The sequence below is a fragment of the Pseudomonas sp. Pse79 genome (assembly GCF_024519615.1).
Taxonomy (GTDB): Bacteria; Pseudomonadota; Gammaproteobacteria; order Pseudomonadales; family Pseudomonadaceae; genus Aquipseudomonas; species Aquipseudomonas veronii.
This window is the reverse complement of record NZ_JALJRR010000009.1, coordinates 171,476-198,311: the sequence shown is the minus strand read 5'-3', so window position 1 is coordinate 198,311 and position 26,836 is coordinate 171,476. Positions and strand designations below refer to the sequence as shown.

27 protein-coding genes are annotated in these 26,836 nt (G+C 60.8%); 4 read left to right on the top strand and 23 right to left on the bottom strand.

What is annotated here, in order from left to right:
* Positions 1 to 76: 76 nt before the first annotated feature.
* The 3 genes from guaB to NR164_RS14320 form a co-directional block, all read right to left on the bottom strand.
* Positions 77 to 1,546 (bottom strand): IMP dehydrogenase, encoded by a 1,470-nt coding sequence (guaB, locus tag NR164_RS14330; RefSeq protein ID WP_017846162.1) that lies wholly within the window; start codon positions 1,544 to 1,546, stop codon positions 77 to 79.
* 240 nt (positions 1,547 to 1,786) lie between these two features.
* Positions 1,787 to 2,335 carry a hypothetical protein gene (locus NR164_RS14325; RefSeq protein WP_017846163.1) on the bottom strand — a complete coding sequence of 183 codons (549 nt, stop codon included), beginning with the start codon at positions 2,333 to 2,335 and terminating at the stop codon, positions 1,787 to 1,789.
* Positions 2,336 to 2,471: 136 nt separating this feature from the next.
* Positions 2,472 to 3,239, bottom strand: a complete 768-nt coding sequence (locus tag NR164_RS14320) for a sulfite exporter TauE/SafE family protein (protein ID WP_177031648.1) — start codon at positions 3,237 to 3,239, stop codon at positions 2,472 to 2,474.
* Between the two features lie 99 nt (positions 3,240 to 3,338).
* Between NR164_RS14320 and NR164_RS14315 the strand changes: the two genes are divergently transcribed.
* From NR164_RS14315 to leuA, 4 genes are all read left to right on the top strand, one after another.
* Positions 3,339 to 4,229 (top strand): LysR family transcriptional regulator, encoded by an 891-nt coding sequence (locus NR164_RS14315; RefSeq protein ID WP_079444631.1) that lies wholly within the window; start codon positions 3,339 to 3,341, stop codon positions 4,227 to 4,229.
* A gap of 30 nt (positions 4,230 to 4,259) precedes the next feature.
* Positions 4,260 to 5,639, top strand: coding sequence for an exodeoxyribonuclease VII large subunit (gene xseA / locus NR164_RS14310; protein WP_017846166.1), 1,380 nt, complete (start codon positions 4,260 to 4,262; stop codon positions 5,637 to 5,639).
* A 3-nt stretch (positions 5,640 to 5,642) separates the two neighbouring features.
* Entirely contained in the window at positions 5,643 to 6,464 is an 822-nt protein-coding gene (locus NR164_RS14305; RefSeq protein WP_046382182.1) for a M23 family metallopeptidase, read from the top strand.
* A 323-nt stretch (positions 6,465 to 6,787) separates the two neighbouring features.
* Complete coding sequence (leuA, locus tag NR164_RS14300; protein WP_017846168.1) at positions 6,788 to 8,467, top strand: 2-isopropylmalate synthase; 1,680 nt, start codon at positions 6,788 to 6,790, stop codon at positions 8,465 to 8,467.
* Positions 8,468 to 8,637: 170 nt separating this feature from the next.
* Here the strand turns inward: leuA and NR164_RS14295 are convergent, their stop codons facing one another.
* From NR164_RS14295 to cysE, 20 genes are all read right to left on the bottom strand, one after another.
* Entirely contained in the window at positions 8,638 to 9,429 is a 792-nt protein-coding gene (locus NR164_RS14295; RefSeq protein ID WP_017846169.1) for an amidohydrolase, read from the bottom strand.
* On the bottom strand, positions 9,417 to 10,565 hold the full coding sequence (locus NR164_RS14290) for a pyridoxal phosphate-dependent aminotransferase (RefSeq protein ID WP_046382181.1): 1,149 nt from the start codon (positions 10,563 to 10,565) through the stop codon (positions 9,417 to 9,419). The genes NR164_RS14295 and NR164_RS14290 overlap by 13 nt, the downstream gene beginning before the upstream one ends.
* Before the next feature lie 114 nt (positions 10,566 to 10,679).
* On the bottom strand, positions 10,680 to 12,149 hold the full coding sequence (der, locus tag NR164_RS14285; protein ID WP_017846171.1) for a ribosome biogenesis GTPase Der: 1,470 nt from the start codon (positions 12,147 to 12,149) through the stop codon (positions 10,680 to 10,682).
* 259 nt (positions 12,150 to 12,408) lie between these two features.
* Positions 12,409 to 13,560: an outer membrane protein assembly factor BamB gene (bamB, locus tag NR164_RS14280; protein WP_017846172.1), complete on the bottom strand. Its 1,152-nt coding sequence runs from the start codon at positions 13,558 to 13,560 to the stop codon at positions 12,409 to 12,411.
* On the bottom strand, positions 13,553 to 14,194 hold the full coding sequence (locus tag NR164_RS14275) for a YfgM family protein (protein WP_046382180.1): 642 nt from the start codon (positions 14,192 to 14,194) through the stop codon (positions 13,553 to 13,555). The genes bamB and NR164_RS14275 overlap by 8 nt, the downstream gene beginning before the upstream one ends.
* 41 nt (positions 14,195 to 14,235) lie before the next feature.
* Positions 14,236 to 15,525, bottom strand: coding sequence for a histidine--tRNA ligase (hisS, locus tag NR164_RS14270; RefSeq protein WP_017846174.1), 1,290 nt, complete (start codon positions 15,523 to 15,525; stop codon positions 14,236 to 14,238).
* A 23-nt stretch (positions 15,526 to 15,548) separates the two neighbouring features.
* Complete coding sequence (ispG, locus tag NR164_RS14265) at positions 15,549 to 16,658, bottom strand: flavodoxin-dependent (E)-4-hydroxy-3-methylbut-2-enyl-diphosphate synthase (protein ID WP_017846175.1); 1,110 nt, start codon at positions 16,656 to 16,658, stop codon at positions 15,549 to 15,551.
* A gap of 2 nt (positions 16,659 to 16,660) precedes the next feature.
* Positions 16,661 to 17,686, bottom strand: coding sequence for a RodZ family helix-turn-helix domain-containing protein (locus NR164_RS14260; RefSeq protein WP_046382179.1), 1,026 nt, complete (start codon positions 17,684 to 17,686; stop codon positions 16,661 to 16,663).
* Positions 17,686 to 18,444: a type IV pilus biogenesis/stability protein PilW gene (pilW, locus tag NR164_RS14255; RefSeq protein WP_046382178.1), complete on the bottom strand. Its 759-nt coding sequence runs from the start codon at positions 18,442 to 18,444 to the stop codon at positions 17,686 to 17,688. The genes NR164_RS14260 and pilW overlap by 1 nt, the downstream gene beginning before the upstream one ends.
* A 12-nt stretch (positions 18,445 to 18,456) precedes the next feature.
* Positions 18,457 to 19,605 (bottom strand): 23S rRNA (adenine(2503)-C(2))-methyltransferase RlmN, encoded by a 1,149-nt coding sequence (gene rlmN, locus NR164_RS14250; RefSeq protein WP_046382177.1) that lies wholly within the window; start codon positions 19,603 to 19,605, stop codon positions 18,457 to 18,459.
* Positions 19,606 to 19,633: 28 nt separating this feature from the next.
* Positions 19,634 to 20,059, bottom strand: a complete 426-nt coding sequence (ndk, locus tag NR164_RS14245) for a nucleoside-diphosphate kinase (protein ID WP_017846179.1) — start codon at positions 20,057 to 20,059, stop codon at positions 19,634 to 19,636.
* Between the two features lie 91 nt (positions 20,060 to 20,150).
* Positions 20,151 to 20,351 (bottom strand): Fe-S cluster assembly protein IscX, encoded by a 201-nt coding sequence (iscX, locus tag NR164_RS14240; protein WP_017846180.1) that lies wholly within the window; start codon positions 20,349 to 20,351, stop codon positions 20,151 to 20,153.
* A 14-nt stretch (positions 20,352 to 20,365) separates the two neighbouring features.
* On the bottom strand, positions 20,366 to 20,707 hold the full coding sequence (gene fdx / locus NR164_RS14235; protein WP_079444638.1) for an ISC system 2Fe-2S type ferredoxin: 342 nt from the start codon (positions 20,705 to 20,707) through the stop codon (positions 20,366 to 20,368).
* 3 nt (positions 20,708 to 20,710) lie between these two features.
* Positions 20,711 to 22,573 carry a Fe-S protein assembly chaperone HscA gene (hscA, locus tag NR164_RS14230; protein WP_046382175.1) on the bottom strand — a complete coding sequence of 621 codons (1,863 nt, stop codon included), beginning with the start codon at positions 22,571 to 22,573 and terminating at the stop codon, positions 20,711 to 20,713.
* A 51-nt stretch (positions 22,574 to 22,624) separates the two neighbouring features.
* Positions 22,625 to 23,146 carry a co-chaperone HscB gene (gene hscB / locus NR164_RS14225; protein ID WP_046382174.1) on the bottom strand — a complete coding sequence of 174 codons (522 nt, stop codon included), beginning with the start codon at positions 23,144 to 23,146 and terminating at the stop codon, positions 22,625 to 22,627.
* Between the two features lie 8 nt (positions 23,147 to 23,154).
* Positions 23,155 to 23,478 (bottom strand): iron-sulfur cluster assembly protein IscA, encoded by a 324-nt coding sequence (gene iscA, locus NR164_RS14220; RefSeq protein ID WP_010565230.1) that lies wholly within the window; start codon positions 23,476 to 23,478, stop codon positions 23,155 to 23,157.
* Positions 23,479 to 23,507: 29 nt separating this feature from the next.
* Positions 23,508 to 23,894, bottom strand: a complete 387-nt coding sequence (gene iscU, locus NR164_RS14215) for a Fe-S cluster assembly scaffold IscU (RefSeq protein WP_003443374.1) — start codon at positions 23,892 to 23,894, stop codon at positions 23,508 to 23,510.
* Between the two features lie 99 nt (positions 23,895 to 23,993).
* Entirely contained in the window at positions 23,994 to 25,208 is a 1,215-nt protein-coding gene (locus NR164_RS14210; protein WP_017846184.1) for an IscS subfamily cysteine desulfurase, read from the bottom strand.
* Between the two features lie 50 nt (positions 25,209 to 25,258).
* Positions 25,259 to 25,750: a Fe-S cluster assembly transcriptional regulator IscR gene (gene iscR / locus NR164_RS14205; protein WP_003194020.1), complete on the bottom strand. Its 492-nt coding sequence runs from the start codon at positions 25,748 to 25,750 to the stop codon at positions 25,259 to 25,261.
* A gap of 303 nt (positions 25,751 to 26,053) precedes the next feature.
* Positions 26,054 to 26,836 carry a serine O-acetyltransferase gene (gene cysE, locus NR164_RS14200; protein ID WP_046382172.1) on the bottom strand — a complete coding sequence of 261 codons (783 nt, stop codon included), beginning with the start codon at positions 26,834 to 26,836 and terminating at the stop codon, positions 26,054 to 26,056.

The window sequence follows — 26,836 nt, the reverse complement described above, 5'->3', positions numbered from 1 at the left end:
AGTCTCGTCTAATGAATCAGAAACAACTCGGGGCTGAATAAGACAGCCCCGGTTACTTAACTTTATGCTGGAAGCCTCAACCTACGCGGTAGTTTGGCGCTTCCTTGGTGATCTGCACGTCATGGACGTGGGATTCGGCCATACCGGCGCCGGTGATCCGCACGAACTCTGGCTTGGTACGCATTTCGTCGATGTTGGCGCTACCGGTGTAGCCCATCGAGGAACGCAGGCCGCCCATCAGTTGATGGATGATCGCGCTCAGGGTGCCTTTGTACGGCACACGGCCTTCGATGCCTTCCGGAACGAGTTTCTCGGCGCCTGCCGAAGAGTCCTGGAAGTAACGGTCGGAAGAACCTTGCGCCTGGGACATGGCGCCCAGCGAACCCATGCCGCGGTAAGCCTTGTACGAACGACCCTGGAACAGTTCGATCTCGCCCGGGGCTTCTTCAGTACCGGCGAACATCGAGCCCATCATCACGCAGGAAGCACCGGCGACGATGGCCTTGGACAGGTCACCGGAGAACCGGATACCGCCGTCGGCGATCAACGGAACGCCCGTGCCTTCGAGGGCCTCGGCGACGTTGGCGATGGCGCTGATTTGCGGCACGCCCACACCGGCGACGATACGCGTGGTGCAGATCGAGCCAGGGCCGATACCGACCTTGACCGCATCCGCGCCCGCTTCGGCCAGGGCCTTGGCGGCAGCGCCGGTGGCGATGTTGCCGCCGATAACCTGGACTTCAGGGAAATTCTGTTTGACCCAGCGAACGCGGTCGATCACGCCCTTGGAGTGACCGTGGGCGGTGTCGACCACCACCACGTCCACACCGGCAGCAACCAGGGCTGCTACGCGATCACCGGTGTCTTTACCGGTGCCGACTGCCGCGCCGACGCGCAGACGACCTTGGTCATCCTTGCTGGCCAGCGGGTAAGCCTTGGCTTTTTCGATGTCGTTGACGGTCATCATGCCCTTGAGGGCGAACTTGTCGTCGACGATCAGCACGCGCTCGATGCGGTGCTTGTGCAGCAATTCGCGCACGTCGTTCTTGTTGGCGCCTTCCTTGACCGTGACCAGACGCTCTTTAGGCGTCATCACTTCGCGGACGGTGACTTCAAGACGGTTCTCGAAACGCACGTCACGGGAGGTGACGATGCCGACGAGGTCGCCATTGTGCAGCACCGGCACGCCGGAGATGTTGTGCAGACGGGTCAGTTCGAACAGGTCGCGCACGGTGGCGTCAGCGTCGATGGTGATCGGATCTTTCACCACCCCGGCTTCATAACGCTTGACCTTGCGCACTTCGGCAGCTTGCTGCTCGACGGTCATGTTCTTGTGGATGATGCCGATACCGCCTTCCTGAGCCATGGCGATGGCCAGACGGGCTTCGGTGACGGTATCCATGGCAGCGGAAACCAGGGGAATATTCAGCTCGATGCCACGGGTTAGGCGGGTCTTGAGACTGACTTCGTTAGGAAGCACCTCGGAATAACCGGGCACTAGGAGAATGTCGTCGAATGTCAGAGCTTCTTGGCTGATACGCAGCATCGCGGGGGCTCCCGAGCGGGAAAATGGAAGCGCGCCATTATACTCAGACACCCCTCAGGTCTCAACGTAAAACTCTGACAAACTTGGTAATACTGATAGATGGAGAAAAGATGCTGCTTTTCTGTAGGAGCGAGCTTGCTCGCGAAGAACACCAAGACACCGCGTTCAACCAGACTACCCGGATTATCGTTGACGATTTTCGCGAGCCAGCTCGCTCCTACAAAGGGTTGAGCTTGCAGCCTACAACTCGACTTTGACCCAACTGATCTTCTGGTCCAACCAATCGGCAAATTCGTCGATAAAGCTCTGCTTGAACCCCGCCTCCGCCCAGTTGTTGAAGATGAATCCGAGGTTGGAAAACCCACATTCCTGCAGGAACAGAAAACCGTTGATGTCATCCTCATGCCCACACAGCGGGCAGGTGAAGTTGTCGGTGTGGCCGGGCATCCACTCTTCCAGGCTGTCGAACAGCGCCTCGCCGATTTCCTTGAGGCATTCCGGGCAGCCGGCTTCTTCGAGAAAACCCTTGGCCGGTGTATAGATGCAACGCTTGTAGATGATTTCCAGGCCATTGACGGGTTCGTTGAACGGCAGCGCATCCGGGTGCAGCACCACGGCGCGGGCGCCGTCGGCCAGGGCGTAGGCCATGCGGTTGCCGGTGCGCCCGCAGGTGGTCAGCTCTTCCTTGATGATGTTCTTGCGCACCAGCCAGCGCACGATCGCCCGGGCACGGGGTTCGTGGACGGGCAAGGTGGAGATTTTCGGGACAAGGATGCTTTGGGAATTCATGGGAGCCCTGCGGTATGACGTCTGGCGCCGTCGCGGGCAAGCCCGGCTCCCACCTTGCAATGCGATCGACTGTGGGAGCGGGCTTGCTCGCGAAGAAGCCCTGAAGGCAGGCAGCTTAATCCCTGCCCGACACAGGTCAAGTACTCAGGTACCGCCCAATCAAGGCAATGCCACTGGCCAGCACCAGCCACGTGACCAATCGCACAAACGCCTCACGGGACATGCGCAACGTCAGCCGCCGCCCACACCACAACCCCAGGGCCATCGCCGGCAGCAGGCAAACCGCCAGCAGCAACAGCGGCATGTCGGCATACACCCCGGCGATCAGGAACAGGCTCAGGCGCACCACGGTGCTGCAACTGATCAACGCACTTTGCGTGGCGCGCGCAGCGTCCTTGGGCAAACGACTGCTCAAGTAGATCGCATATAGAAAGCCGCCACTGCCGAACAACGCACCGAACAAACCGCCGACGGTGCCCATGGGAACCGCCCAGCCCGCCGCCAGTTGCGCCGGCCGGGCCTTCACCGCCAAGGTGTAAATCGCGTAGGCGCTGATAAACAGCCCCATCAACAACAGCAACAGATCCGAATGCAGGTTGAGCAAAAACACCACGCCCAGGGTGCAGCCGATCGCCATGCACGGCAGCAGTCGCAACAGCTCCGGCTTGTCCACATCCCGTCGCGATTGCAGCAGGTTGCCGAAGGCCGCGATAAAATCCAGCAACACCAGCAGCGGGATGATCTTCGACAGCGGCATGAACACAAGCAGGATCGGCCCCGCCACCAGCGCCGTACCGAACCCGGCGATGCCAAACACGATATAGGCCACGGCAACGCCCAGGCCGATCACCAGCCAATCTGTACCGCCAAACGACCACTGACTCATCAGCTCAAGCGGGCTCATGGGTAATTCCTTGAAAGAGATGTCCATCACTTTAGCCATCGGTGAGAGTTGCGACTAATATCTTCAAAGCCCTCCACCCATCTCGAAAAGGCATGACGTGTGATTTCCACCCGCCAACTGCGCTACTTCGTCGAAATCGCCGACAGCGGCAGCTTCAGCGCCGCCGCCGAGCGCCTGTTTGTCGCGCAATCGGCCCTGAGCCGGCAGATCAAAGAACTGGAAAACCAACTGCACACCCCGTTGTTCGAACGCACCGCGCGCCAGCCTCGGCTGACCGCCGCCGGTGAAGCCTTCTACCCGCGGGCGCGCAACCTGCTGAGTGAACTGCACAAGGCCAGCGAGATGGCGACGCAAGTGGGTAACGGCCAGGTCGGCACTCTGCGCTTGAGCCATTCGAGCACCGTGCCGATGAGCGGCGCGCTGCTGCGCGGCATCAGCACCTGGCTGGAGCGCTGCCCCGGCGTATCGATGGATATCGCCAAACTGTCCTCCGAAGCACAACTCGAAGAAATTGCCGACGGTCGCCTGGACGTCGGCCTACTGCGCCTGCCGGTGCTACGCCAGCGCGAAGGCGTGCGTGTGGTGCCTTTATACAGTGAGCAGTTACTGCTGGCCGTACCGCCGAACCACGCGCTAGCCCGCTGCCAGGCACCGGTCGAATTGGCCCAACTCAAGGACGAAGCGTTTATCTCGGTCCCCCACCCCCAGCGCGGCGGGCTGAGCTATCTGTCGGCCGAGTTGTGCATGCGTGCCGGATTTTTCCCCAAGGCTGCACGGGTCATGTCGCGCAAGACCACGCAGTTGCAGTTGATCCAGGCCGGCTTCGGTATTGCCTTGTTACCAAAATCGATGCAGGACATCGCCCCGGCCGCCGTGCATTTTTTACCCCTGGCCGACCCGGACTGCCTGAGTACCGTGGCCTTGGCCTGCCCGCACACACCGAGCGCGTTGGTGGAGCAATTCTGCCAAACCTTGCGCGAATGCCTATAAACTGCCGCCCATGATTAAAGATCCCTTTCCATGATTAAAGATCCGTTCGCCCGCCTGGGCCTGGACCGCGAGGTCCTGACTGTCAGCCAACTCAACGGCCGTGCGCGGGTGTTGCTGGAAGACGTGTTCACCAATATCTGGGTCGAAGGCGAGATCTCCAACCTCGCCCGCCCGGCTTCCGGCCATGTGTACTTCACCCTCAAGGACAGCGGCGCCCAAGTGCGTTGCGCGCTGTTCCGGCAGAACGCCGCGCGGGTGCGCCAGGCCTTGAAGGACGGCCTGGCGGTGAAAGTGCGCGGCAAGGTCTCGCTGTTCGAGGGCCGTGGCGACTATCAACTGATCCTCGACACCGTCGAGCCCGCCGGCGATGGCGCGCTGCGCCTGGCCTTCGATGCGCTGAAGGAAAAACTCAGCGCTGAAGGCCTGTTCAGCGCCGACCGCAAGGTGGCGTTGCCGGCCCATCCGCAGCGAATCGGCATTATCAGCTCGCCGACCGGCGCGGTGATCCGCGACATCATCAGCGTGTTCCGCCGCCGCGCGCCGCAGGTGCAACTCACCTTGATCCCCACGGCCGTACAAGGCCGCGAAGCGGTGGCGCAGATCGTGCGCGCGCTGAAGCTGGCCGATGCGCGTGGCTTCGACGCATTGATCCTGGCCCGTGGCGGCGGCTCGCTGGAAGACCTCTGGTGCTTCAACGAAGAAGCCGTGGCCCGGGCGGTGGATGCTTGCGTGACGCCGATCGTCAGCGCCATCGGCCATGAGACTGATGTGTCGATCAGCGACTTTGTCGCCGACGTGCGCGCGCCGACGCCATCTGCCGCTGCAGAACTGCTGGCTCCGGACGCCAGCAACCTGGTGCGCCAGGTCGACAGCCTGCACCGCCGCCTGGTGATGCTGATGCGCAACCGGCTGAGCCACGACCGCCTGCGCCTCGAAGGCATGGCCCGCCGCCTGCGCCACCCCGGCGAACGTCTGCGCCAACAGGCCCAGCGCCTGGATGACCTGGACATGCGCCTGCGCCGCGCCTTCGAACGCAGCCTCAATACCCGCCGCGAACGCTTGATCCGCCTGGAAACCCGCCTCGCCGGCCAACACCCCGGGCGCCAACTGGCCTTGCTGCGCCAACGCCTGGACAGCCTCGCCGAACGCCTGCCCCGCGCCATGCGCGAAGGCCTCAAGGCGCGCCGCCTGCAACTGCAAAGCCAGGTGCAGACGCTGCAAGTGGTCAGCCCGCTGGCGACTCTCGGCCGCGGCTACAGCATCCTGCTCGACGAGCGCGGCCAGGCGATTCGCAATGCCGCGCAGACCCACACCGGCCAGCGCCTGACTGCGCGCCTCGGTGAAGGCCAATTGCAAGTGCGGGTGGAAGACAACCACCTGACACCCGTCACCCTTTCGTTATTGGATTGATCGATGCCACGTTTTTTCAGCCTGTTGATGCTGCTGTGCCTGACCGTCAACGCCCACGCTGACAGCTTCATCATCCGGGCCTTGAACAAGCCGGTGCCCGGCGGTGTGGCCGTCGTCGACCTGGGCCCCGCGGCGGCCGCGCCGAAAGCCACCTACCAGGGCAAGCCGGTCCTGGTGGTCAAGGAGCAGGCCAACTGGCTGGCGATTGTCGGCATTCCGTTGACGGTCAAACCGGGCAACGAACGCATCAGCAGCGGCGGGCGCAACCTGCCGTTTATCGTCGGCTACAAGCAGTACCCGGAACAGCGCATCACCCTGAAGAACAAAAGCCAGGTCAACCCCGCCCCGGCGCAACTCAAGCGCATCGAAGCCGAGCTGGCGGTGCAGATCAAGGCTTACCGCAGTTTCAGCCCTAACCTGCCAAGCAACCTGCTGCTGGACAAACCGGTCAACGGGCCGCTGTCGAGCAAGTTCGGCGTGCGTCGCTTCTTCAACGGCGAAGAACGCAATCCGCATTCAGGCCTGGATTTCGCCGTCCCCGCCGGCACACCGATCAAGACCCCGGCGGCGGGCAAGGTGATCCTGACCGGCAACTACTTCTTCAACGGCAACACCGTGTTCGTCGACCACGGCCAGGGCTTTATCAGCATGTTCTGCCATATGTCGAAGATCGATGTCAGCCCGGGCCAGCAACTGGCACGCGGCGCGGTGGTGGGCAAGGTCGGCGCGACGGGTCGCGCGACCGGGCCGCATATGCACTGGAATGTCAGCCTGAACGATGCACGGGTGGATCCCGCGATCTTTATCGGCGCATTTCAACCTTGACCGACTCGATTGCGCAGCCGATAAAGGCTGCGCAATTAAAACCAGCCTCAGACTATTTACCAAGCATAAAATCTCGTTTCCTACGCCCACAGAAGAACTTATCTCAATTTTTCTGGACTACTTGCCATCTTTCACCCCGGCGGTTAGGGTTGAACTTATGAAAACCTCTCACACACTCATTTTGCTCCGCCAGCACCGCAGCCTGTGCCTTGTCAGCGCACGACTGCCAGGCTGAATCGATCTGCCTCGTCCCTTGTTTTATACCCCATAACAATTTTCCGGCAGGCCGCCCTTTTTCGGCCCCTCCACCAAAGGATTTCCCGATGAGCATGCTCAAAGACCCGTCTTCGAAGTACCGCGCGTTTCCGACCATCGATATTCCGGACCGCACCTGGCCGTCGAAAACCATCACCACCGCGCCGATCTGGTGCAGCTCCGACCTGCGTGATGGCAACCAGTCGCTGATCGAACCGATGGATGCAGTGAAAAAACTGCGCTTCTGGAAGACCCTGGTCGCCGTCGGCGTGAAGGAAATCGAAGCCTCGTTCCCGGCCGCTTCGCAAACCGACTTCGACTTCGTCCGCACCCTGATCGAAGGCAACCACATCCCCGAGGACACCACCATCCAGGTGCTGACCCAGGGCCGTGAAGACTTGATCGAGCGCACCTTCGAATCCCTGCGCGGCGCGAAAAAAGCCATCGTCCACCTGTACAACGCTACCTCGCCGTCCTTCCGTCGCATCGTGTTCAACCAGGACAAGGACGGGATCAAGGCCATCGCGGTCAACGCGGCCAAACTGTTCGTCAAATACGCCGCCCAGCAGCCGGAAACCCAGTGGACGTTCGAATACTCGCCAGAGACCTTCAGCGCCACCGAGCTGGAATTCGCCAAGGAAGTGTGTGACGCAGTGATCGAGGTGTGGAACCCGACGCCCGAGCACAAGATGATCCTCAACCTGCCGGCCACCGTTGAATGCGCCACGCCGAACATCTATGCCGACCAGATCGAGTGGTTCGGTCGTCATGTCAACCGTCGTGACAGCGTGATCATCAGCCTGCACACCCACAACGACCGTGGCACCGGTGTAGCCGCCACCGAATTGGGCCTGATGGCCGGCGCCGACCGTGTCGAAGGCTGCCTGTTCGGCAACGGCGAGCGTACCGGTAACGTCGACCTGGTCAACGTGGCGTTGAACCTCTACACCCAGGGCGTGAACCCTGAGCTGGACTTCTCCGACATCGACGGCGTGCGCAAAGTGGTCGAGGAATGCAACCAGATCCAGGTGCATCCACGTCACCCGTATGTCGGCGACCTGGTACACACCGCATTCTCCGGCTCCCACCAGGACGCAATCCGCAAGGGCTTCGCCCAGCAAAAACCCGACGCCCTGTGGGAAGTGCCGTACTTGCCGATCGACCCGGCCGACATCGGCCGCAGCTACGAGGCGGTGATCCGGGTGAACAGCCAGTCGGGCAAAGGCGGCATCGCCTACCTGCTGGAGCAGGAATACGGCATCAGCTTGCCGCGTCGCATGCAGATCGAGTTCAGCCAAGTGGTTCAGGCCGAAACCGACCGCGTGGGCCTGGAGATGAGCGCTTCGCAGATTCACGCGCTGTTGCAGCGTGAATACTTGCAAGCCAACACGCCCTACGCGCTGGTCAGCCATCGCCTGCAGGAAGAAAACGGTAACAGCACCGTGGAAGTGGAAGTCTCGGGCAAAGGCCAGGGCGAAACCAACCTGCACTGGCACGGCAAGGGCAACGGTGCGCTCGAAGCCCTGGTCGCCAGCCTGCCGATTGGCGTGGAAATCATGGACTACAACGAACACGCGATCGGTGCCGGCACCAACGCCAAGGCTGCGGCCTACATCGAGCTGCGAGTGAACGGTGAGCGTCCGGTGCATGGCGTGGGCATTGATGAAAACTTCACCACGGCCAGCTTCAAGGCGGTATTCAGCGCCCTGAACCGCTCGCTGAGCCATTTGGAAGCGAAAGCGGCGTAAACACTGAGCGCTGACATGCAAAAGGCCCCTGGGTGAGAACTCAGGGGCCTTTTTTGTTGGACTTTGGATGTGTGTGGTCTGTCGGGGCCTCATCGCGGGCAAGCCCACTCCAACATTTTGACCGTGTTTGGCTCGAATGTGGGAGTGGGCTTGCCCGCGATAGCGGTCTGTCAGACAAACTGAAAAGTATCGGCATCCAGGTTCGCCGGAAATTTGCTGCGGTAAGCCGCCAATTCATCCGCTTTGAGGCACACCGTAAACACCCCGTCCGCCTCCCCCGCACTCAACAGGCTCTCACCCTGGAAGTCCAGCACCTGGCTATCCCCGGTATAAGCGAAGCCTTTGCCGTCGGTACCCACCCGATTCACCGCCGCCACATAACACAGGTTCTCGATCGCCCGCGCCGGCAGCAACCGGTTCCAATGCTGGCGTCGCGCCCCCGGCCAGTTGGCGGTGTACAGCAGCAGGTCGGTATCCTGGGCGTCACGACTCCACACCGGAAAGCGCAGGTCGTAGCAAATCAATGGGCGAATACGCCAGCCCTTTATCTCGAACAGCACCTGGCGCTCGCCGGGCGTGTAGTGATTGTGCTCGCCGGCCATGCGGAACAGGTGGCGCTTGTCGTAATGCAGCACCTCGCCATCCGGCCGCGCCCATAACAGGCGGTTGCGGTGGCTGCCGTCGGCGGCCTGGATGATCACACTGCCGGTGATCACCGCGTTGTACTTCGCCGCCTGGCTCTGGAGCCAGCGATGGGTCGGGCCATTTTCCGGTTCGGCCTGGGTGGCCGAGTCCATGGAGAAACCGGTGGTGAACATCTCCGGCAGGATGATCAGGTCAGCGCCACGAGCCTGTTCCAGCAACAGTTCGAAGTGATCGAGGTTGGCCTGGCGGTTGTGCCAGGCCAGGCTGGTCTGGACCAGGGCGATGTTCAGGTCGGGTAGTGCATTCAGATCACGCATAGTTTCTCAGCTGCTTGTTGCAGCGTCTCCTCGCGTTTGGCAAAGCACAGGCGCACCAGGCGCTGGCCTTGGGGTGGATGCTGGTAGAACACCGAAACCGGGATCGTCGCTACGCCATGCTCGCGGGTCATCCACAACGACATGGCGACGTCATCCAGGTCTGGGCGAATCGCTGAATAATCCACCAGTTGGAAGTAAGTACCGGTGACCCGGGTAAAGCTGAAACGCGACGGCGTCAACAGGTCGCAGAACAGGTCGCGCTTGGCCTGGTAAAAGGCCGGCAGTTCTTCGACGTGTTCCGGGTGTTCGGCCATGAAGTCTGCCAACGCGTACTGCAGCGGGGTCACGCCGCAAAAGTTGACATATTGATGCACCTTGCGCAATTCGATGGTCAGTGCCGGTGGCGCGACCACGTAGCCGGTTTTCCAGCCGGTGACGTGATAGGTCTTGCCGAAGGAACTGACCACGAACGCACGTTGATACAGTTCTTCGTGGGCCAGCACGCTGACATGAGGCACACCGTCAAACACCAGATGTTCGTAGACCTCATCGCTGACCAGGTAGATATCGCGGTCGCGGATCAAGGCCGCCAACAGGTCCAGCTCGGCACGGCTGATCAGTGCGCCGGTGGGGTTATGCGGCGTGTTCAGGATGATCATGCGCGTGCGCGCAGACAACGCCGCCTGGATCTTTTCAAAGTCGAGGCTGAAGTTTTCCAGGTTCAGTTGCACATGCACGCAGCGACCGCCGGCCAACTCGACCGAAGGCTCATAGCTGTCGTAGCACGGGTCGAACACGATGACCTCATCGCCGCTGCGGATCACCGCCTGGATCGCGCAGAAGATCGCCGCCGTGGCTCCGGGCGTGATCGTCACTTCGCTGTCGGGGCTGACCGTGGCGCCATAGCTGCGCGCGATCTTGGCCGCTACTTGCTGGCGCAGGGCTGGCAGGCCGGTCATCGGTGCGTATTGGTTATGGCCGCTGGCGACATGCTTGCCCACGGCATCGAGCAAACCCTGCGGGCCATTGAAGTCAGGGAAGCCCTGGGACAGGTTGAGCGCGCCGGTTTCGGCAGCGAGTTGCGACATGGTGGTGAAAATGGTCGTGCCGACATTTGGCAGCTTGCTGTTGATCATCGGAGGCCCCTGCAGGTGAACCCCAAGTTTTAAGCTGCCAACTGCATCGGGTCAAGGCGCAAACCACCGCGCACAAAAAAGGGCCCGTAAAGAGCCCTTTTTGCGAGGTCGGAATCAGCGCTTGTCGCGGCGCTTCTTGTCGGCCTTCTTGTGGTGAGTCATCAAACGACGCTTCTTGTTCACCTGACGGTCAGTCAATGTGTTCTTGTTGCCTTCGTATGGGTTCTCGCCACCCTTGAACTCGATACGGATCGGCGTACCGACCAGCTTCAAGACACGGCGGTAGGTGTTTTCCAGGTAACGCACGTAGGATTTAGGCACCTTCTCGATCTGGTTACCGTGGATCACGATAATCGGCGGGTTGGCACCACCCAAGTGGGCGTAACGCAGTTTGATCCGGCGGTTGTTGACCATCGGCGGTGCGTGCTCGCCGACCGCGTCTTCGAGGATCTGGGTCAGACGGTTGGTCGGCCAGCGGGTGACCGCGGACTTGAACGAGTTCTGTACGGACGCGTAGAGGTTGCCCACGCCGGTACCGTGCAGTGCCGAGATAAAGTGGATATCGGCGAACTCGACGAAGAACAGACGACGCTGCAGTTCGATCTTGACGAAATCGCGCTCGCTCGGCGTCATGCCGTCCCACTTGTTGATCGCGATCACCAGCGCCCGACCAGCCTCGAGGGCGAAGCCCAGCAGGTTGAGGTCGTGGTCCACCACGCCTTCGCGGGCGTCCATCACGAAGATCACCACGTTGGCGTCTTTGATCGCCTGCAGGGTTTTCACCACGGAGAACTTTTCAACTTCCTCGTGGATCTTGCCGCGCTTGCGCACACCGGCGGTGTCGATCAGCGTGTACTTCTCGTCGTTACGCTCGAACGGGATGTAGATACTGTCGCGAGTAGTGCCGGGCTGGTCATACACGATGACCCGGTCTTCACCGAGCATACGGTTGACCAGGGTCGACTTGCCGACGTTGGGACGGCCGATGATGGCGATCTTGATACCGTCTTTTTCGCTCGGGCCCGGAATGCGCTTGGCTTCCTCACCTTCGGCGACGACCTCTTCTTCGCCCTCTTCTTCCTCGGCGTCATCCTTAGGGAAGTCGCGCAGGGCGATTTCCAACATCTGGGTGATGCCGCGACCGTGGGCACCGGCGATCGGGATCGCGTCGCCCAGGCCCATCGGGCTGAATTCGGCACGGGCCATTTCAGGATCGATGTTGTCGATCTTGTTGGCGACCACGTAGGAACGCTTGTTGCGCTTGCGCAGGTGCTCGCCGATCATCTGGTCGGCAGCGGTGTAGCCCGCGCGGGCGTCCACCAGGAACAACACGACATCGGCTTCTTCAATGGCCAGCAGCGACTGCTCGGCCATCTTTTCATCCATGCCATGCTCATCACCGGAGATACCACCGGTGTCGACAATAATGTAGGAGCGCCCTTGCCACTTTGCCTCACCGTATTGGCGATCACGGGTCAGACCGGACAAGTCGCCGACAATGGCGTCGCGAGTCCTGGTCAGGCGGTTGAACAAGGTGGACTTGCCGACGTTAGGTCGGCCCACCAGGGCGATTACGGGAACCATGCGGCTCTCCACTTCGTTATTTCAGAAAATACAAAAGCCGCTGCAAGGCAGCGGCTGGTGCTCGGGGCGGCATTTGAAATGCCACATACCCTGCCCGACACTGGTTCCTGTAGGAGCGAGCTTGCTCGCGAAAAACCTGAGGACGCCGCGTTTATCCAGAAACCCGCGTGAGCGTTGACGTCCTTCGCGAGCAAGCTCGCTCCTACATTAAGCAATGAAGCAGGGCCGCCTGGGGGTAACCCCAAGCATAGTCAAACCTTTACTTGATGGTCAGGGCTTCCAGCTTGCCGCTGTTGCCAAACACATAAAGCATGTTACCCACGACCAGCGGACGAGCACGCAGGCCGTCGCTGTCGATGCGCTCGCGACCCACAAAGCGACCGTCTACCTGGCTCAGCAGGTGCAGGTAGCCTTCGAAGTCGCCTACCGCTACGTAGCTGGAGAACACTTCCGGTGCCGACAGTTGACGGCGGGCCAGAGAGTCGTTGCTCCACAGCGCAGTGGTGGAACGTTCGTCGACACTTTCAACGGTGCCGGACGACAGGCTTACGTAGACGCTGCCAAACCCTTGGGCGACACCGGCGTAGCTGGAAGCATCACGCTGCCAGTTGACGCGGCCGCTTTGCAGGTCCAGTGCCGCGACACGGCCCTGGTAGGTAGCGACGTAGAGGGTTTCGCCGGACAGCAGCAAGCCACCGTCGATGTCGACGACGCGATCCAGTTCCGAACGACCTTGCGGGATCGCCACACGCGTTTCCCAGATCGGCACGCCGTTCTGGGTATTCAGGGCGACCACTTTACCGGTCGACAGGCCCGCAACGGCCAGATTATTGGTCACAACCGGACCACTGGTACCGCGCAGGGTCAGCACCGCAGGGGTGCTGTCGTACAACCAGCGCTGGGCGCCGGTGCTGGCGTCGAGGCCGATCACACGGTCGTCCTGGGTTTGCACCACGACGATGTCGCCGTTGGTGGCAGGCGGTGCGAGAACTTCACTGGTCACGCGAGCGCGCCATTTCTCTTCACCGGTGCTGGAGTCCAGCGCCACGACTTCGCCCTTGAGCGTGCCGAGCATGACCATGCCGTAACCCACGCCAACGGCGCCGGATACAGGCAGTTCGAGGTCTTTCTTCCACTTCACGTCGCCGTTCATGCGATCCATGGAGATCACCACGCCGGTCACGTCAGCGGCCACAATGTTGTCACCGTCGATTGCCGGTACCAACATGTTGTAGGTTTCGCCCTGACCGTCACCGATGGAGCGGCTCCACTGCTTTTGCAGGACCACTTCTTCCTTGAAGCTGGTCAGCTCGGCCGGAGGCAGTTCTTTTTTACTGTTGCTGCTGCAACCCGCGGCCAGAACGGCCAGAGCCAGCAATGCTGCATGTTTCCAACGGATCACGTCACGCATCCCCTTTGGCCAAGTCGTCGAGCTTGATTTGTAAGCCACCGACCGCCGCTTCATCAGACAGCGCCGCCTTGGCTTTTTTGTACGCAGCATTGGCTTCGTCGGTACGACCCAATTGGACCAACAGGTCACCCTTGAGCTCTTCGCGAGTGGCTACAAATGCCTTGTCAGCGTCGCCGTCGAGCAGTTTGAGTGCTTCGTCGGCCTTGTTCTGTGCCGCCAATACCTGAGCCAGGCGCTGACGTGCGATTTCACCCAGGGTCGGGTTGGTCGGCTTGTCGGCGATGGCCTTCAGTTCGGCGACGGCGTCATCCAGCTTGCCGGTGTCGACCGCGACTTTCGCGACGAACAGGCTGCCGTATTGGGCGTAGGTGCTACCGCCAAATTCGCTCTTGAGCTTACCGGCCAGGTCTGCCACTTGCGCAGGATCGGGCTTGCCGCTCGGCGTCAGCGTGCTTTCCAGCAATTGCTGATAGAGGATCGAGGCGCCCTGGGACTGGTTGGCCTGATACTTGTGCCAGGCTTGCCAGCCGAACACCACCACTAAAGCCAGCAGGCCGCCGGTAACCAGGGGCTTGCCGTTACGCTGCCACCAGTCCTTGAACTCGGCCAGCTGCTCATCATCAGTACTCGACACCCCAACACTCCTTAATCGCTAAATTCGGCTGTTCGACAGCTTCAACCCTGCACGACGCAGGTGGCCAAGTGCGCGGCGAGCGCATCAAAGGCAATGTTCTGTTGCTCGCCCTGGCCACGCAGGGGTTTGAAACCTATCACTTGCTGGGCCAATTCGTCATCGCCGAGGATCAGTGCGTACAGCGCACCGCTCTTGTCGGCCTTCTTGAACTGGCTCTTGAAGCTGCCGGCGCCGGCATTGATCTGCAGGCGCAGGTTCGGCAACTGGTCGCGCACTTTTTCGCTCAGGGCCAGGGCAGCCAGTTCGGCGGCCTCGCCAAATGCGCACAGGTACACATCCACCTGACGGGAGATTTCTTCCGGAACCTGTTCCAGGGTTTCCAGCAGCAGGATCAGGCGCTCGATACCCATGGCAAAACCCACGCCGGGAGTCGGCTTGCCGCCCATCTGCTCGACCAGGCCATCATAACGGCCACCGGCACACACGGTGCCCTGGGCGCCGAGCTTGTCGGTGACCCACTCGAACACGGTCTTGCTGTAGTAATCGAGGCCGCGCACCAGTTTCGGGTTGATCACGTAAGGAATCCCGGCGGCTTCCAGGCGCGCCTTGAGCCCCTCGAAGTGGGTGCGGGATTCGTCGTCCAGGTAATCGGCCATCTTCGGCGCATTGACCAGCACGGCCTGCGTGTCGGCGTTCTTGGTATCGAGGACGCGCAACGGGTTGGTTTTCAGACGGCGCTGGCTGTCTTCGTCCAACTTGTCCAGGTGGGCAGACAGGTACTCGACCAGGGCGACGCGATAGCGGCCCCGGGACTCACTGGTGCCCAGGCTGTTGAGTTCAAGCTTGACCGCATCGCGGATGCCCAGCAGGCCCCACAGGCGCCAGGTCAGCACGATCAGTTCGGCGTCGATGTCCGGACCGTCGAGGTTGAACACTTCCAGGCCGATCTGGTGGAACTGGCGATAACGGCCTTTCTGCGGGCGCTCGTGGCGGAACATCGGCCCGATGTACCACAGCTTCTGCGGCTGGCCACCGCCGGTGAGGCCATGCTCGAGCACGGCGCGCACGCACGCGGCGGTGCCTTCCGGACGCAAGGTCAGGGAATCACCGTTGCGGTCTTCGAAGGTGTACATCTCTTTTTCAACGATGTCGGTCACTTCACCGATGGAGCGCTTGAACAGCTCGGTGAACTCGACGATCGGCATACGGATCTGTTTGTAACCGTAGTTATCCAGCAGACGCGCAACGGTGTTCTCGAAGTAGCGCCACAGCGGCGTCTGCTCCGGAAGGATGTCGTTCATGCCACGAATGGCTTGCAGAGACTTGCTCACATCTATTCCTTAAATTCGCTGGATCAGCCGCGCGCGATAACTGCAGCGTCAGCCTCGACCTTTTCGGCCGCTTTCTGGCGGATCAGTCTTTCGAGCTCATCCACCAGATTGTCATTCGTCAGTTTCTGCGACGGCTTGCCGTCGATGTAAATCAGGTTCGGCGTGCCGCCGGTCAAGCCGATATGGGCTTCCTTGGCTTCACCCGGCCCGTTGACCACACAACCGATCACCGCGACATCCAGCGGCACCAGCAGGTCTTCGAGGCGCCCTTCCAGTTCGTTCATGGTTTTCACCACGTCGAAGTTCTGCCGCGAGCAGCTCGGGCAGGCAATGAAGTTGATGCCACGGGAACGCAAATGCAGGGATTTGAGAATGTCGTAACCGACCTTCACTTCCTCTACCGGGTCTGCCGCCAGGGAGATGCGGATAGTATCGCCAATCCCTTCGGCGAGCAGCATACCGAGACCCACCGCAGATTTCACTGTGCCTGAGCGCAAACCGCCCGCTTCAGTGATACCCAGGTGCAGCGGCTGCACGATTTCCTTGGCCAGCAGGCGGTAGGCTTCTACCGCCATGAACACGTCGGAGGCCTTTACGCTGACCTTGAAGTCCTGGAAGTTCAGACGCTCAAGGTGTTCAACGTGGCGCAGCGCCGATTCAACCAGCGCGGCCGGGGTCGGCTCGCCGTATTTTTTTTGCAGGTCTTTTTCCAGGGAACCGGCGTTGACGCCGATGCGGATCGGAATCCCGCGATCACGGGCAGCATCCACCACTGCGCGCACACGGTCTTCGCGACCGATGTTGCCCGGGTTGATGCGCAGGCAATCGACGCCCAGTTCGGCCACGCGCAAAGCGATCCGGTAGTCGAAGTGGATGTCGGCAACCAGCGGCACCTTGACCAGTTGCTTGATGCGGCCGAAGGCTTCGGCGGCATCCATATCCGGTACGGAAACCCGCACGATGTCGACACCGGCGGCTTCCAGACGGTTGATCTGGGCGACGGTGGCAGCGACATCGTTGGTGTCGCTGTTGGTCATGCTCTGTACCGCGATGGGGGCGTCGCCACCCACCGGCACCGAGCCGACCCAGATCTTGCGCGATACGCGACGTTTGATTGGAGATTCGCCGTGCATGACTATTGTCCCAACTTCAGGCGAGCAGTTTCGCCACTGGTGAACGGCGCTACGTCGACAGGCTGGCCGTTGTAGGCCACTTGCGCGCCACGGGCAAAGCCCAGACGCAGCGTCAAAGGAGGCTTGCCGCCCTGGTCGAGCGTATCTCCCTTACGCTTCAGACCGCTAAACAGCACTTTGCCATTGCCATCGCTGAGTTGCGTCCAGCAGTCAGCAACGAAGGTAATTTGTACGTGCCCGTCACCGGCGATCAACGCGGGAGTGGTCGGCGGCGAAATCGCGGGGGCCGTCGGGGCGGCGGCAGGCGCTGGCGCCTGCACGGGAGCGACCGGGGCGGTGGCTTGCGCCACAGGCGCCGCCGGAGTGTGCGCCGGTGCAGCCGGTACGACCGGGGCGTGCGCCGGTACGGCTGGAGCCGGCACCGCAGCAGTGGTGGCCGCCGGGGCCGATTCCGCCGCGGGTTGCTCGGCCGTCACTGGCGCTTCGGGCGCAGCCTGGCCTTCGGCGACAGCCTGGTCTTCCGGCTCGTCCAACGGGTGAATCTGCGTGGTGCCGTCGGCGCTTTCGACTTCGACGTGCTCCATGGCGTTGCTGGTCAGGTCCTTGGTGCGCTGGGAGGCCTGGTCCTGCCACCAGACGAAACCGCCACCAATCACGGCGATCAGCAGCAACAGGCTGACGATACGCAGGATCGTGTGGGACACCCGCACCGGCTCTTCGATGCGCCCCAGGCCATGGACGTTGCTGCCCTGGGAGTCGGTGCCGGTGACCTGGTCGAATTGCTGGACCAAGATGGCCTGGTCGATACCCAACAATTTGGCGTAGGCGCGGATATAGCCGCGGGCGAAGGTATGCCCAGGCAGCTTGTCGAACGCGCCGGCTTCCAGATTGCCCAGTGACGTGGTGGTCAAATTGAGCTTGAGGGCCACTTCCGCCAGCGACCAACCATTGCTTTCGCGGGCCTGACGCAAGGTGTCGCCTGGGTTTACGCGATTAGCTGCTACAACTTCCGGGTGCGCCGCTTTCATCATTGCTCCGACAGGTATTGCTGATATTCCGGCGTACCGGGATAGAGTCGTTCGAGTTGCTGGCCATAACGTGCGGCCGTGTCGCGTTCTTCATGAACCGTCGCCAGGCGCACACCGAGCAATAGACTACGTGCATTTTGCCCGCTGAGCAGGCTAAAACGTTCGTAATAGTCACGTGCCGGCACATAATGCCTGTCTTCGTAAGACAACTCAGCCATTTCGAGCAAAGCGCGAGGCTGGCGACTGTTCAGGTGCAGGGCTTTTTCCAGGTGTTGGCGCGCGATGTCACGCTGGCCGAGACGCTTGGAGGCCACCCCAAGGTTCTCGAACACGCGCGACCGCTCTGGGTAGAGGGTATCGGCGCTGGCTTGCTGGAAATAACGGGAAGCCTGGTCATAGCGTTTCTGCTCGAACAGGAAGCTGCCGTAGTTGTTCAGCAACCGGGGATCGGCAGGACGGGAAGCCAGGGCCTTGCTGAAATACTGCTCGGCCAACTCAGGCTCGGCCTGGGCCTGGAACACCAGGGCGAGTGCGCCATTGGCCTCGGCATCGTCGCCGTCCAGTTCAAGGGCCTTTTTCAACGGCACCTTGGCCTGCTCGCTCATGCCCTGGCGCAGGTAACCCAAGCCCAGTTGCACATAAGCCACTCGCGCCTCTTCGCGGCCCTTGCCGGTTTGCAAAGGGCTGTCATAGCCCGATGAAACACAACCGGTCGCGAGACCGGTAACAAGCAAAAGCAGCGCAAGGCGCAAGGGCATAGAGATCCTCTCTCAGGTTCGAGTCGCGGCGCTTTGCGGCACATCGTCGGCGGCGCTCAGTTCGCGCACGGCGATATAACGTTCGCTGCGACGGGTGCGATCCAGCACCTGTCCTACCAATTGGCCACAGGCGGCATCGATGTCTTCACCACGGGTGGTACGCACGGTGACGTTGAAGCCGGCCTGGTGCAGTTGATCCTGGAAACGGCGGATGGCGTTGTTGCTCGGCCGCTCGTAGCCAGAATGGGGAAACGGGTTGAACGGAATCAGGTTGATCTTGCACGGGATGTTCTTGAGCAACTCGATCATCTCGACCGCGTGTTCGACCTTGTCGTTGATGTCCTTGAGCAAGGTGTACTCGATGGTCAGCACGCGCTTTTCGCCCAGGGACGACATGTAGCGCTGGCAAGATTCAAGCAGCATCTTAAGCGGATACTTCTTGTTGATCGGCACCAATTGGTTACGCAATGCGTCATTGGGTGCGTGCAGCGACAACGCCAGGGAGACGTCGATGTGCTTGGACAGCTCATCGATCATCGGCACCACGCCGGAGGTCGACAGGGTCACACGGCGCTTGGAGATGCCGTAACCCAGGTCGTCCATCATCAGGTGCATGGCCGCGATCACGTTGTCGAAGTTCAGCAGCGGCTCACCCATGCCCATCATCACCACGTTGGTGATGGCACGGTCGACGGTCGCCGGGACGCTGCCAAAGGATTTGTTGGCAATCCACACCTGGCCGATGACTTCGGCGGCGGTGAGGTTGCTATTGAAGCCTTGCTTGCCGGTGGAGCAGAAACTGCAGTCCAGGGCACAGCCTGCCTGGGACGAAACGCACAAGGTGCCACGTTTGCCCTGGGGAATGTAGACGGTCTCGACGCAGCTGCCGGACGCCACGCGCACCACCCACTTACGGGTGCCGTCGCTGGAGATGTCCTCGCTGACAACTTCGGGACCACGGACCTCGGCAATAGCCTTGAGCTTGTCGCGCAGGGCCTTGCTGACGTTCGTCATGGCGTCGAAATCATCGACGCCAAAGTGGTGAATCCATTTCATTACCTGACCGGCACGGAAACGCTTCTCCCCGATCGAGTCGAAGAATTTTTCCATTTCCTGTTGAGTCAGACCCAGCAGGTTGGTTTTTACAGTCGATGTAGTCATGGATTCACCTTCACTCTTAAGCCGATGCTTAGCGAGTGGTTACTTCAGTAGCTGCGAAGAAGTACGAAATTTCGCGGGCAGCAGCGGCTTCGGAGTCCGAACCGTGTACAGCGTTGGCGTCGATGGAATCAGCGAAATCAGCACGGATGGTGCCGGCAGCTGCTTCTTTAGGGTTGGTAGCGCCCATCAGCTCACGGTTCAGAGCGATAGCGTTTTCGCCTTCCAGAACCTGAACGACAACAGGACCGGAGATCATGAAGGCAACCAGGTCGCCGAAGAAGCCACGAGCGCTGTGCTCAGCGTAGAAGCCTTCAGCTTCAGCCTTGGACAGTTGCTTGAGTTTCGAGGCTACAACCTTCAGGCCGGCTTTTTCGAAACGAGTGGTGATCTCGCCGATGACGTTTTTTGCAACAGCGTCAGGCTTGATGATGGAGAAAGTACGTTGAACAGCCATGGTGTAACTCCAGAAACGGTAATTTGCGAAAAATTAAACCCGCGAATTATACGCGGGTTCTTGGGTATTGCCTAACTGCGTAAAGGAGGCGTCAGTCCTGTTCTTCTTTCCAGGCAGTCTGGATGGCTTCCAGGACCTTTTCACCGCCGCGGTCGCGCTCATCGTCAAACCCAGGCAAAGCCATGACCATGTCACGCAAAGCGACAAAGTTCAGCGAGTAGGGATCCATATCCGGATTGCCATCGGCCAACAGGATAGCGATCTCTTGCACATCAACCCATTTAAGACTCATGACACTTCCTTGAATCAATGCGGCGCTTCGGCCGCATGGTTGAGCGAATATTTCGGAATTTCGACGGTGACGTCTTCGGTCCCGACCTTGGCCTGACAGCTTAGGCGAGAAGTCGGCTCCAGGCCCCAGGCACGGTCAAGATAGTCTTCTTCCAACTCGTCAGCTTCTTCCAGAGAGTCGAAACCCTCGCGAATGATGCAGTGACAAGTGGTGCAAGCGCAGACACCGCCGCAGGCACTTTCGATCTCGATGTGGTTTTCATGGGCAACTTCGAGGATGGACTTGCCGGTCTCAGCCTCCACGACCATACCGTCCGGGCAATGCTCGGCGTGTGGCAGAAAAATGACCTGCGGCATCAATTATTCCTCAATTTCATTCAGGTTGCGGCCCGCCAGGGCGGCTTTTACCGTCTGGTTCATGCGGCGGGCAGCGAAGGCATCGGTCACTTGCGACAGGCGCTTGGTCTGCTGCTCGATGGCATAGCCATCGGAGCCTTTCATCAATTCGGCGAGTTCCTGCATCTGCAGGTCGATGACCATGCGCTCTTCGGCATCCAACAGGCGTTCGCCGTCGACATCCAGGGCACCCTGCACCGCTTCGAGCAGGCGCTGGGCATCGACTTGCTGCTCGCGCAGCACGCGGGCGACCTTGTCGTCACTGGCATACTGGAACGAATCCTTGAGCATCTTGGCGATTTCGCCGTCGGTCAGGCCGTAGGACGGCTTGACTTGGATGCTGGCCTCAACGCCCGAGCCCAATTCACGCGCAGCCACACTGAGCAGGCCATCGGCGTCGACCTGGAAGGTCACGCGAATCTTCGCCGCGCCCGCGACCATCGCCGGGATACCGCGCAATTCGAAGCGCGCCAGGGAGCGGCAGTCGCTGATCAGCTCGCGCTCGCCCTGCAGCACATGAATCATCATGGCCGTCTGGCCGTCTTTGTAGGTGGTGAAATCCTGGGCGCGGGCGACGGGGATGGTGGTGTTGCGCGGAATCACCTTCTCCATCAGGCCACCCATGGTTTCCAGACCCAGGGACAGCGGAATCACGTCGAGCAGCAACAGTTCGCCACCGTCGCGCTTGTTGCCCGCCAGGGTATCGGCCTGGATCGCGGCACCAATGGCCACCACTTGATCCGGGTCGATTTCTGTCAGCGGCTGACGACCGAACGCTTCGGCAACGGCTTCGCGCACGCGCGGCACGCGGGTCGAACCACCGACCATGACCACGGCAGCCACGTCTTCGAGCTCTACGCCGGAGTCACGCACGGCGCGGCGACAGGCTTTGAGGCTGCGGGCGACCATCGGCTCGATCAGCGCATCGAAGGCTTCGCGGGTCAGTTTGGCCGACCAATTGCCGTAGGAAACGTCAACAGAGGCCGCGTCAGTCAGGGCTTCTTTGGCGGCGCAGGCGGTTTGCAGCAGATGGCGCTGCTCGCCCGGGTCCAGGTCATCGGACAAACCGGCACTGCTGATGATCCAGCGCGCGATCGCATGGTCGAAGTCATCGCCGCCCAGGGCAGTATCGCCGCCGGTGGCCAACACCTCGAAGACCCCGCCGGTCAGGCGCAGGATCGAAATATCAAAGGTACCGCCGCCCAGGTCGTAAATGGCGACCAGGCCTTCGGCCTGCTGGTCGAGGCCATAGGCCACGGCGGCCGCGGTCGGCTCATTGAGCAGGCGCAGCACGTTCAGGCCGGCGAGTTTCGCCGCGTCCTTGGTCGCCTGGCGCTGGGCGTCGTCGAAATACGCCGGCACGGTGATCACCGCCCCCACCAGTTCGCCGCCCAGGGTGGTCTCTGCGCGCTGGCGCAGCACCTTGAGGATATCGGCCGACACTTCCACCGGGCTTTTCGGGCCCTGGACGGTGTCGATGAACGGCATGTGCGACTCGCCGCCGACAAAGCGGTACGGCAGTTGATCGCCCAATTGCTTGACGTCGGACAACCCACGACCCATCAAGCGCTTGACCGACAGCACGGTGTTCAACGGGTCGGTGGACGCCGCCAACTTGGCCGACTCACCGACTTCGGTGCGATCGGCGTGATAGCGCACCGCCGACGGCAGGATCACCTGGCCATCAGCATCGGGCAACGGCTCGGACAGGCCGCTGCGCAAGGCGGCGACCAGGGAATTGGTGGTGCCCAAGTCAATCCCGACCGCCAGGCGACGCTGGTGCGGTTGAGGACTTTGGCCGGGTTCGGCGATCTGCAGTAGGGCCATGGTAATCAGGTCTTATCTGTCTTTCAGGCGTGCAACAGGGGCAGCGCTGGGTTAATCGTCGAGGCGCTCTTCTAACTGGCGCACTTCGTAGGAGAGCTTGTCGAGGAACTGCATGCGCCGCATCAGGCGTTCGGCCTGCTCACGTTGCGCTGCATCGTCCCAACAGGCTGCGAAGCTTTCGTTGAGCTCATCCTGGGCCACTTTCAGACGCCGCTTGAAGACTGCGACACCCGCCAGATCGGCTTCGTCCTGCAAGTCTTCGAGTTCCTCGCGCCACTGCATCTGCTGCATCAGAAAGTCCGGATCATGCACCGTGACTTCCAGCGGCAACTCACCACCGTTCATCGCGAGCAGGTAACGCGCGCGCTTGGGGGGGCTTTTGAGGGTCTGATAGGCTTCGTTGAGGCTGGCCGACTGCTCCAGCGCCAGGCGCTGTTCACGCTCGGAAGCGTCGGCAAAGCGGTCCGGATGCACGCCACGCGCCAATTCACGGTAGCGCGTGGCAAGCTGCTCGAGGTCCAGCCGAAAGCTCGGTTGCAACTCGAATAAAGCGAAATGACAAGGAGTGCCCACAAGTAGCCTCAGATGTTGAAGCTTTCGCCGCAGCCACATTCACCGCGCACGTTGGGGTTGTTGAACTTGAAGCCTTCGTTCAACCCTTCCTTGACGAAATCGAGTTCGGTGCCGTCCAGGTAGGTCAGGCTTTTCGGGTCGATGATCACTTTCTCGCCGTGACTTTCGAACACCTGATCTTCCGCCACTACCTCGTCGACGAACTCCAGCACATAGGCAAGGCCGGAACAGCCCGTGGTGCGAACACCCAGACGAATCCCCTCACCTTTACCGCGCCCATCCAGGGAGCGTCGCACGTGCCGCGCAGCCGCTTCTGTCATGCTGATAGCCATCGTTGACTCCTTACTCGTCGCCAAATGCTTTAGATCAAGCCTTTCTTCTGCTTGTAGTCGCGAACGGCCGCCTTGATGGCGTCTTCTGCGAGCACGGAGCAGTGAATCTTCACTGGGGGCAAGGCCAGTTCTTCGGCCAGCTGAGTGTTCTTGATGGTCTCTGCTTCATCCAGAGTCTTGCCTTTCATCCACTCGGTCGCCAGGGAGCTGGAGGCGATGGCCGAACCGCAGCCGTAAGTCTTGAACTTGGCGTCTTCGATGATGCCTTGTTCGTTGACCTTGATCTGCAGGCGCATCACATCGCCGCACGCCGGAGCGCCGACCATGCCGGTGCCGACATCAGGGTCTTCCGCGTCCATCTTGCCGACGTTGCGCGGGTTTTCGTAGTGGTCGATGACCTTTTCGCTGTAAGCCATGGTACTGAATCCTCACTCATCAGGGCCGCTCTGGAACCCTGTAAAAACGTCTGCGTTTTCCGCCACGTTCCTACAGAGCTGGGGTGGCGGCTTCTATAGTTAGTGTGCCGCCCACTCGATCTTGGAAATGTCGATGCCGTCTTTGTACATGTCCCACAGCGGCGACAAGGTGCGCAGCTTGGTGACGGCCTCGCAGACTTTCTGCGCGGCGTAGTCGACTTCTTCTTCGGTGGTGAAACGGCCAAACGTAAAGCGGATCGAGCTGTGCGCCAGTTCGTCGTTGCGGCCCAGGGCGCGCAGCACGTAGGACGGCTCAAGGGAGGCCGAGGTGCAGGCCGAACCGGACGAAACCGCCAGGTCCTTGAGCGCCATGATCAGCGACTCGCCTTCGACGTAGTTGAAGCTCAAATTCAGGTTGTGCGGTACACGGGCAGTCATGCTGCCGTTGATGTACAGCTCTTCAAGGTTTTCGACCTGCTTGTAGAAGCGATCGCTCAGGCCCTTGATACGCACGTTTTCGGCAGCCATTTCTTCCTTGGCGATACGGAACGCTTCGCCCATGCCGACGATCTGGTGAGTCGCCAGGGTGCCCGAACGCATGCCGCGCTCGTGACCGCCGCCGTGCATGATGGCTTCGATGCGAACGCGAGGCTTGCGGCTCACGTACAGGGCGCCGATGCCTTTGGGGCCGTAGGTTTTGTGCGCCGAGAACGACATCAGGTCGACTTTCAGCTTCGACAGGTCGATGTCGACCTTGCCGGTGGACTGAGCCGCGTCGACGTGCAGCAACACACCTTTGGAGCGGGTCAGCTCGCCGATGGCCGCGATGTCGTTGATGGTGCCGATTTCGTTGTTCACGTGGATCACGGAAACCAGGATGGTGTCTTCACGCATGGCCGCTTCGATCATCGCCGGCGTCACGATACCGTCGGTGGTCGGTTCGATGTAGGTGACTTCGAACCCTTCACGCTCCAGTTGGCGCATGGTGTCGAGGACCGCCTTGTGCTCGATCTTGGTGGTGATCAGGTGCTTGCCTTTGGTCGCGTAGAAATGCGCGGCGCCCTTGATTGCCAGGTTGTCGGATTCGGTGGCACCGGAGGTCCAGACGATTTCGCGTGGATCTGCACCCACCAGGTCGGCGACTTGGCGACGAGCGTTTTCAACCGCTTCTTCGGCTTTCCAGCCGAATACGTGGGAACGCGACGCCGGGTTGCCGAAGTTTCCGTCAACCAGCAGGCATTCGCTCATCTTTTGCGCGACACGCGGATCAACCGGGGTGGTCGCTGAGTAATCAAGGTAAATCGGCAATTTCATGGACTTTCTCCTAAATCAGGCTGGCTGGCGTGCCGTTAGCTCTTCGGCTGTCACTCGACGGCGGACGCTTCAATCTTGTCCAGACGCGGCGCCTTGGTGTTGCAACGGCGCTGGTCCTGACGCTGGGCTACTTCTTGCACCTCACGGCGAGTCACAAGATCAGCCAAGCTGATACCACTCAAAAACTCATGGATCTGCAGGCTCAAGTCACACCACAAGTGGTGGGTCAGGCAGGTGTCGCCGGCATGGCAATCACCCAAACCCTGGCATTTGGTGGCATCGACGGATTCGTTGACCGCGTCGATCACCTGGGCCACCTGGATGCCCTGCATGTCGCGGGACAGTTGATAGCCACCACCCGGCCCACGCACACTGGAGACCAGATTGCTGCGGCGCAATTTGGCGAACAGCTGCTCGAGGTAGGACAGGGAAATGCCTTGGCGCTCGGAGATATCGGCCAGGGACACCGGCCCAGTTTGCGCGTGCAAAGCCAAGTCAAGCATGGCGGTCACCGCGTATCGGCCTTTTGTAGTCAGTCTCATGGACAAGTACCAAGGTGTTTCAGAATGGGAGCAAGTATGCTATTCCCGAGTATTTAAGTCAACTATAAGACCTAGTACTTTAGTCAGGATTACCCGTAAAAAGGGCGCGCAAATAATAGCAGGATGGGGTGGGGACGAACAGAAGGAACAGCGGTCAAGCAGGAATTCCAAGACCAATGGAGAACAACCTGTGGGAGGGGGCTTGCTCCCGATGGCGAAGGACCAGTCAATGTATAGGTGACTGCCCCACCGCTATCGGGAGCAAGCCCCTTCCCACAGGGGACTTTTGGTGATCGCGAGGCTTCAGCCAGCCTTGGTGGCGGCTTCGTCTTTGATCTCGGCGAAGTCCTCTTCGCGCAGCTCAGGCAGGTCTTTCGCACAATAGTTACTGCCCAGTTCCTTCAGCGCGCCGCACATGCCGTCCAGCTTGCCATCTACCGCCTGCAGGTGGTCGAGCAACTGGCCGATGGCACGGGCCACCGGGTCGGGCATGTCTTCGCTGACGCCGTAGGCATCGAAGCCGATCTTCTCAGCCATGGCCTTGCGCTTGGCTTCCTGCTCATCGCCGACTTCCGGCTTGACGATGATGCGCCCCGGAATGCCGACCACGGTTGCGCCCGGCGGCACCGCCTTGGTCACCACCGCATTGGAGCCGACCTTGGCCCCTGCCCCCACGGTGAACGGACCCAGCACCTTGGCGCCCGCCCCGACCACTACACCGTTTTCCAGGGTCGGGTGACGCTTGCCCTTGTTCCAACTGGTGCCGCCCAGGGTTACGCCCTGGTACAGGGTCACGTCGTCACCGATTTCGGCGGTCTCGCCAATCACGATGCCCATGCCATGGTCGATAAAGAAGCGGCGGCCGACCTTGGCGCCCGGGTGAATCTCGATGCCGGTCAACCAGCGCCCAAAGTTGGACACCACCCGCGCCAGCCATTTCCAGCCCATGCCCCACAAGGCACCGGACAGGCGATGAATCCAGATCGCATGCATGCCCGGGTAGCAGGTCAGTACTTCAAAGGCGTTGCGCGCCGCCGGGTCACGGTGGAAAACACTCTGGATATCTTCTCGCAAACGCTCGAACAT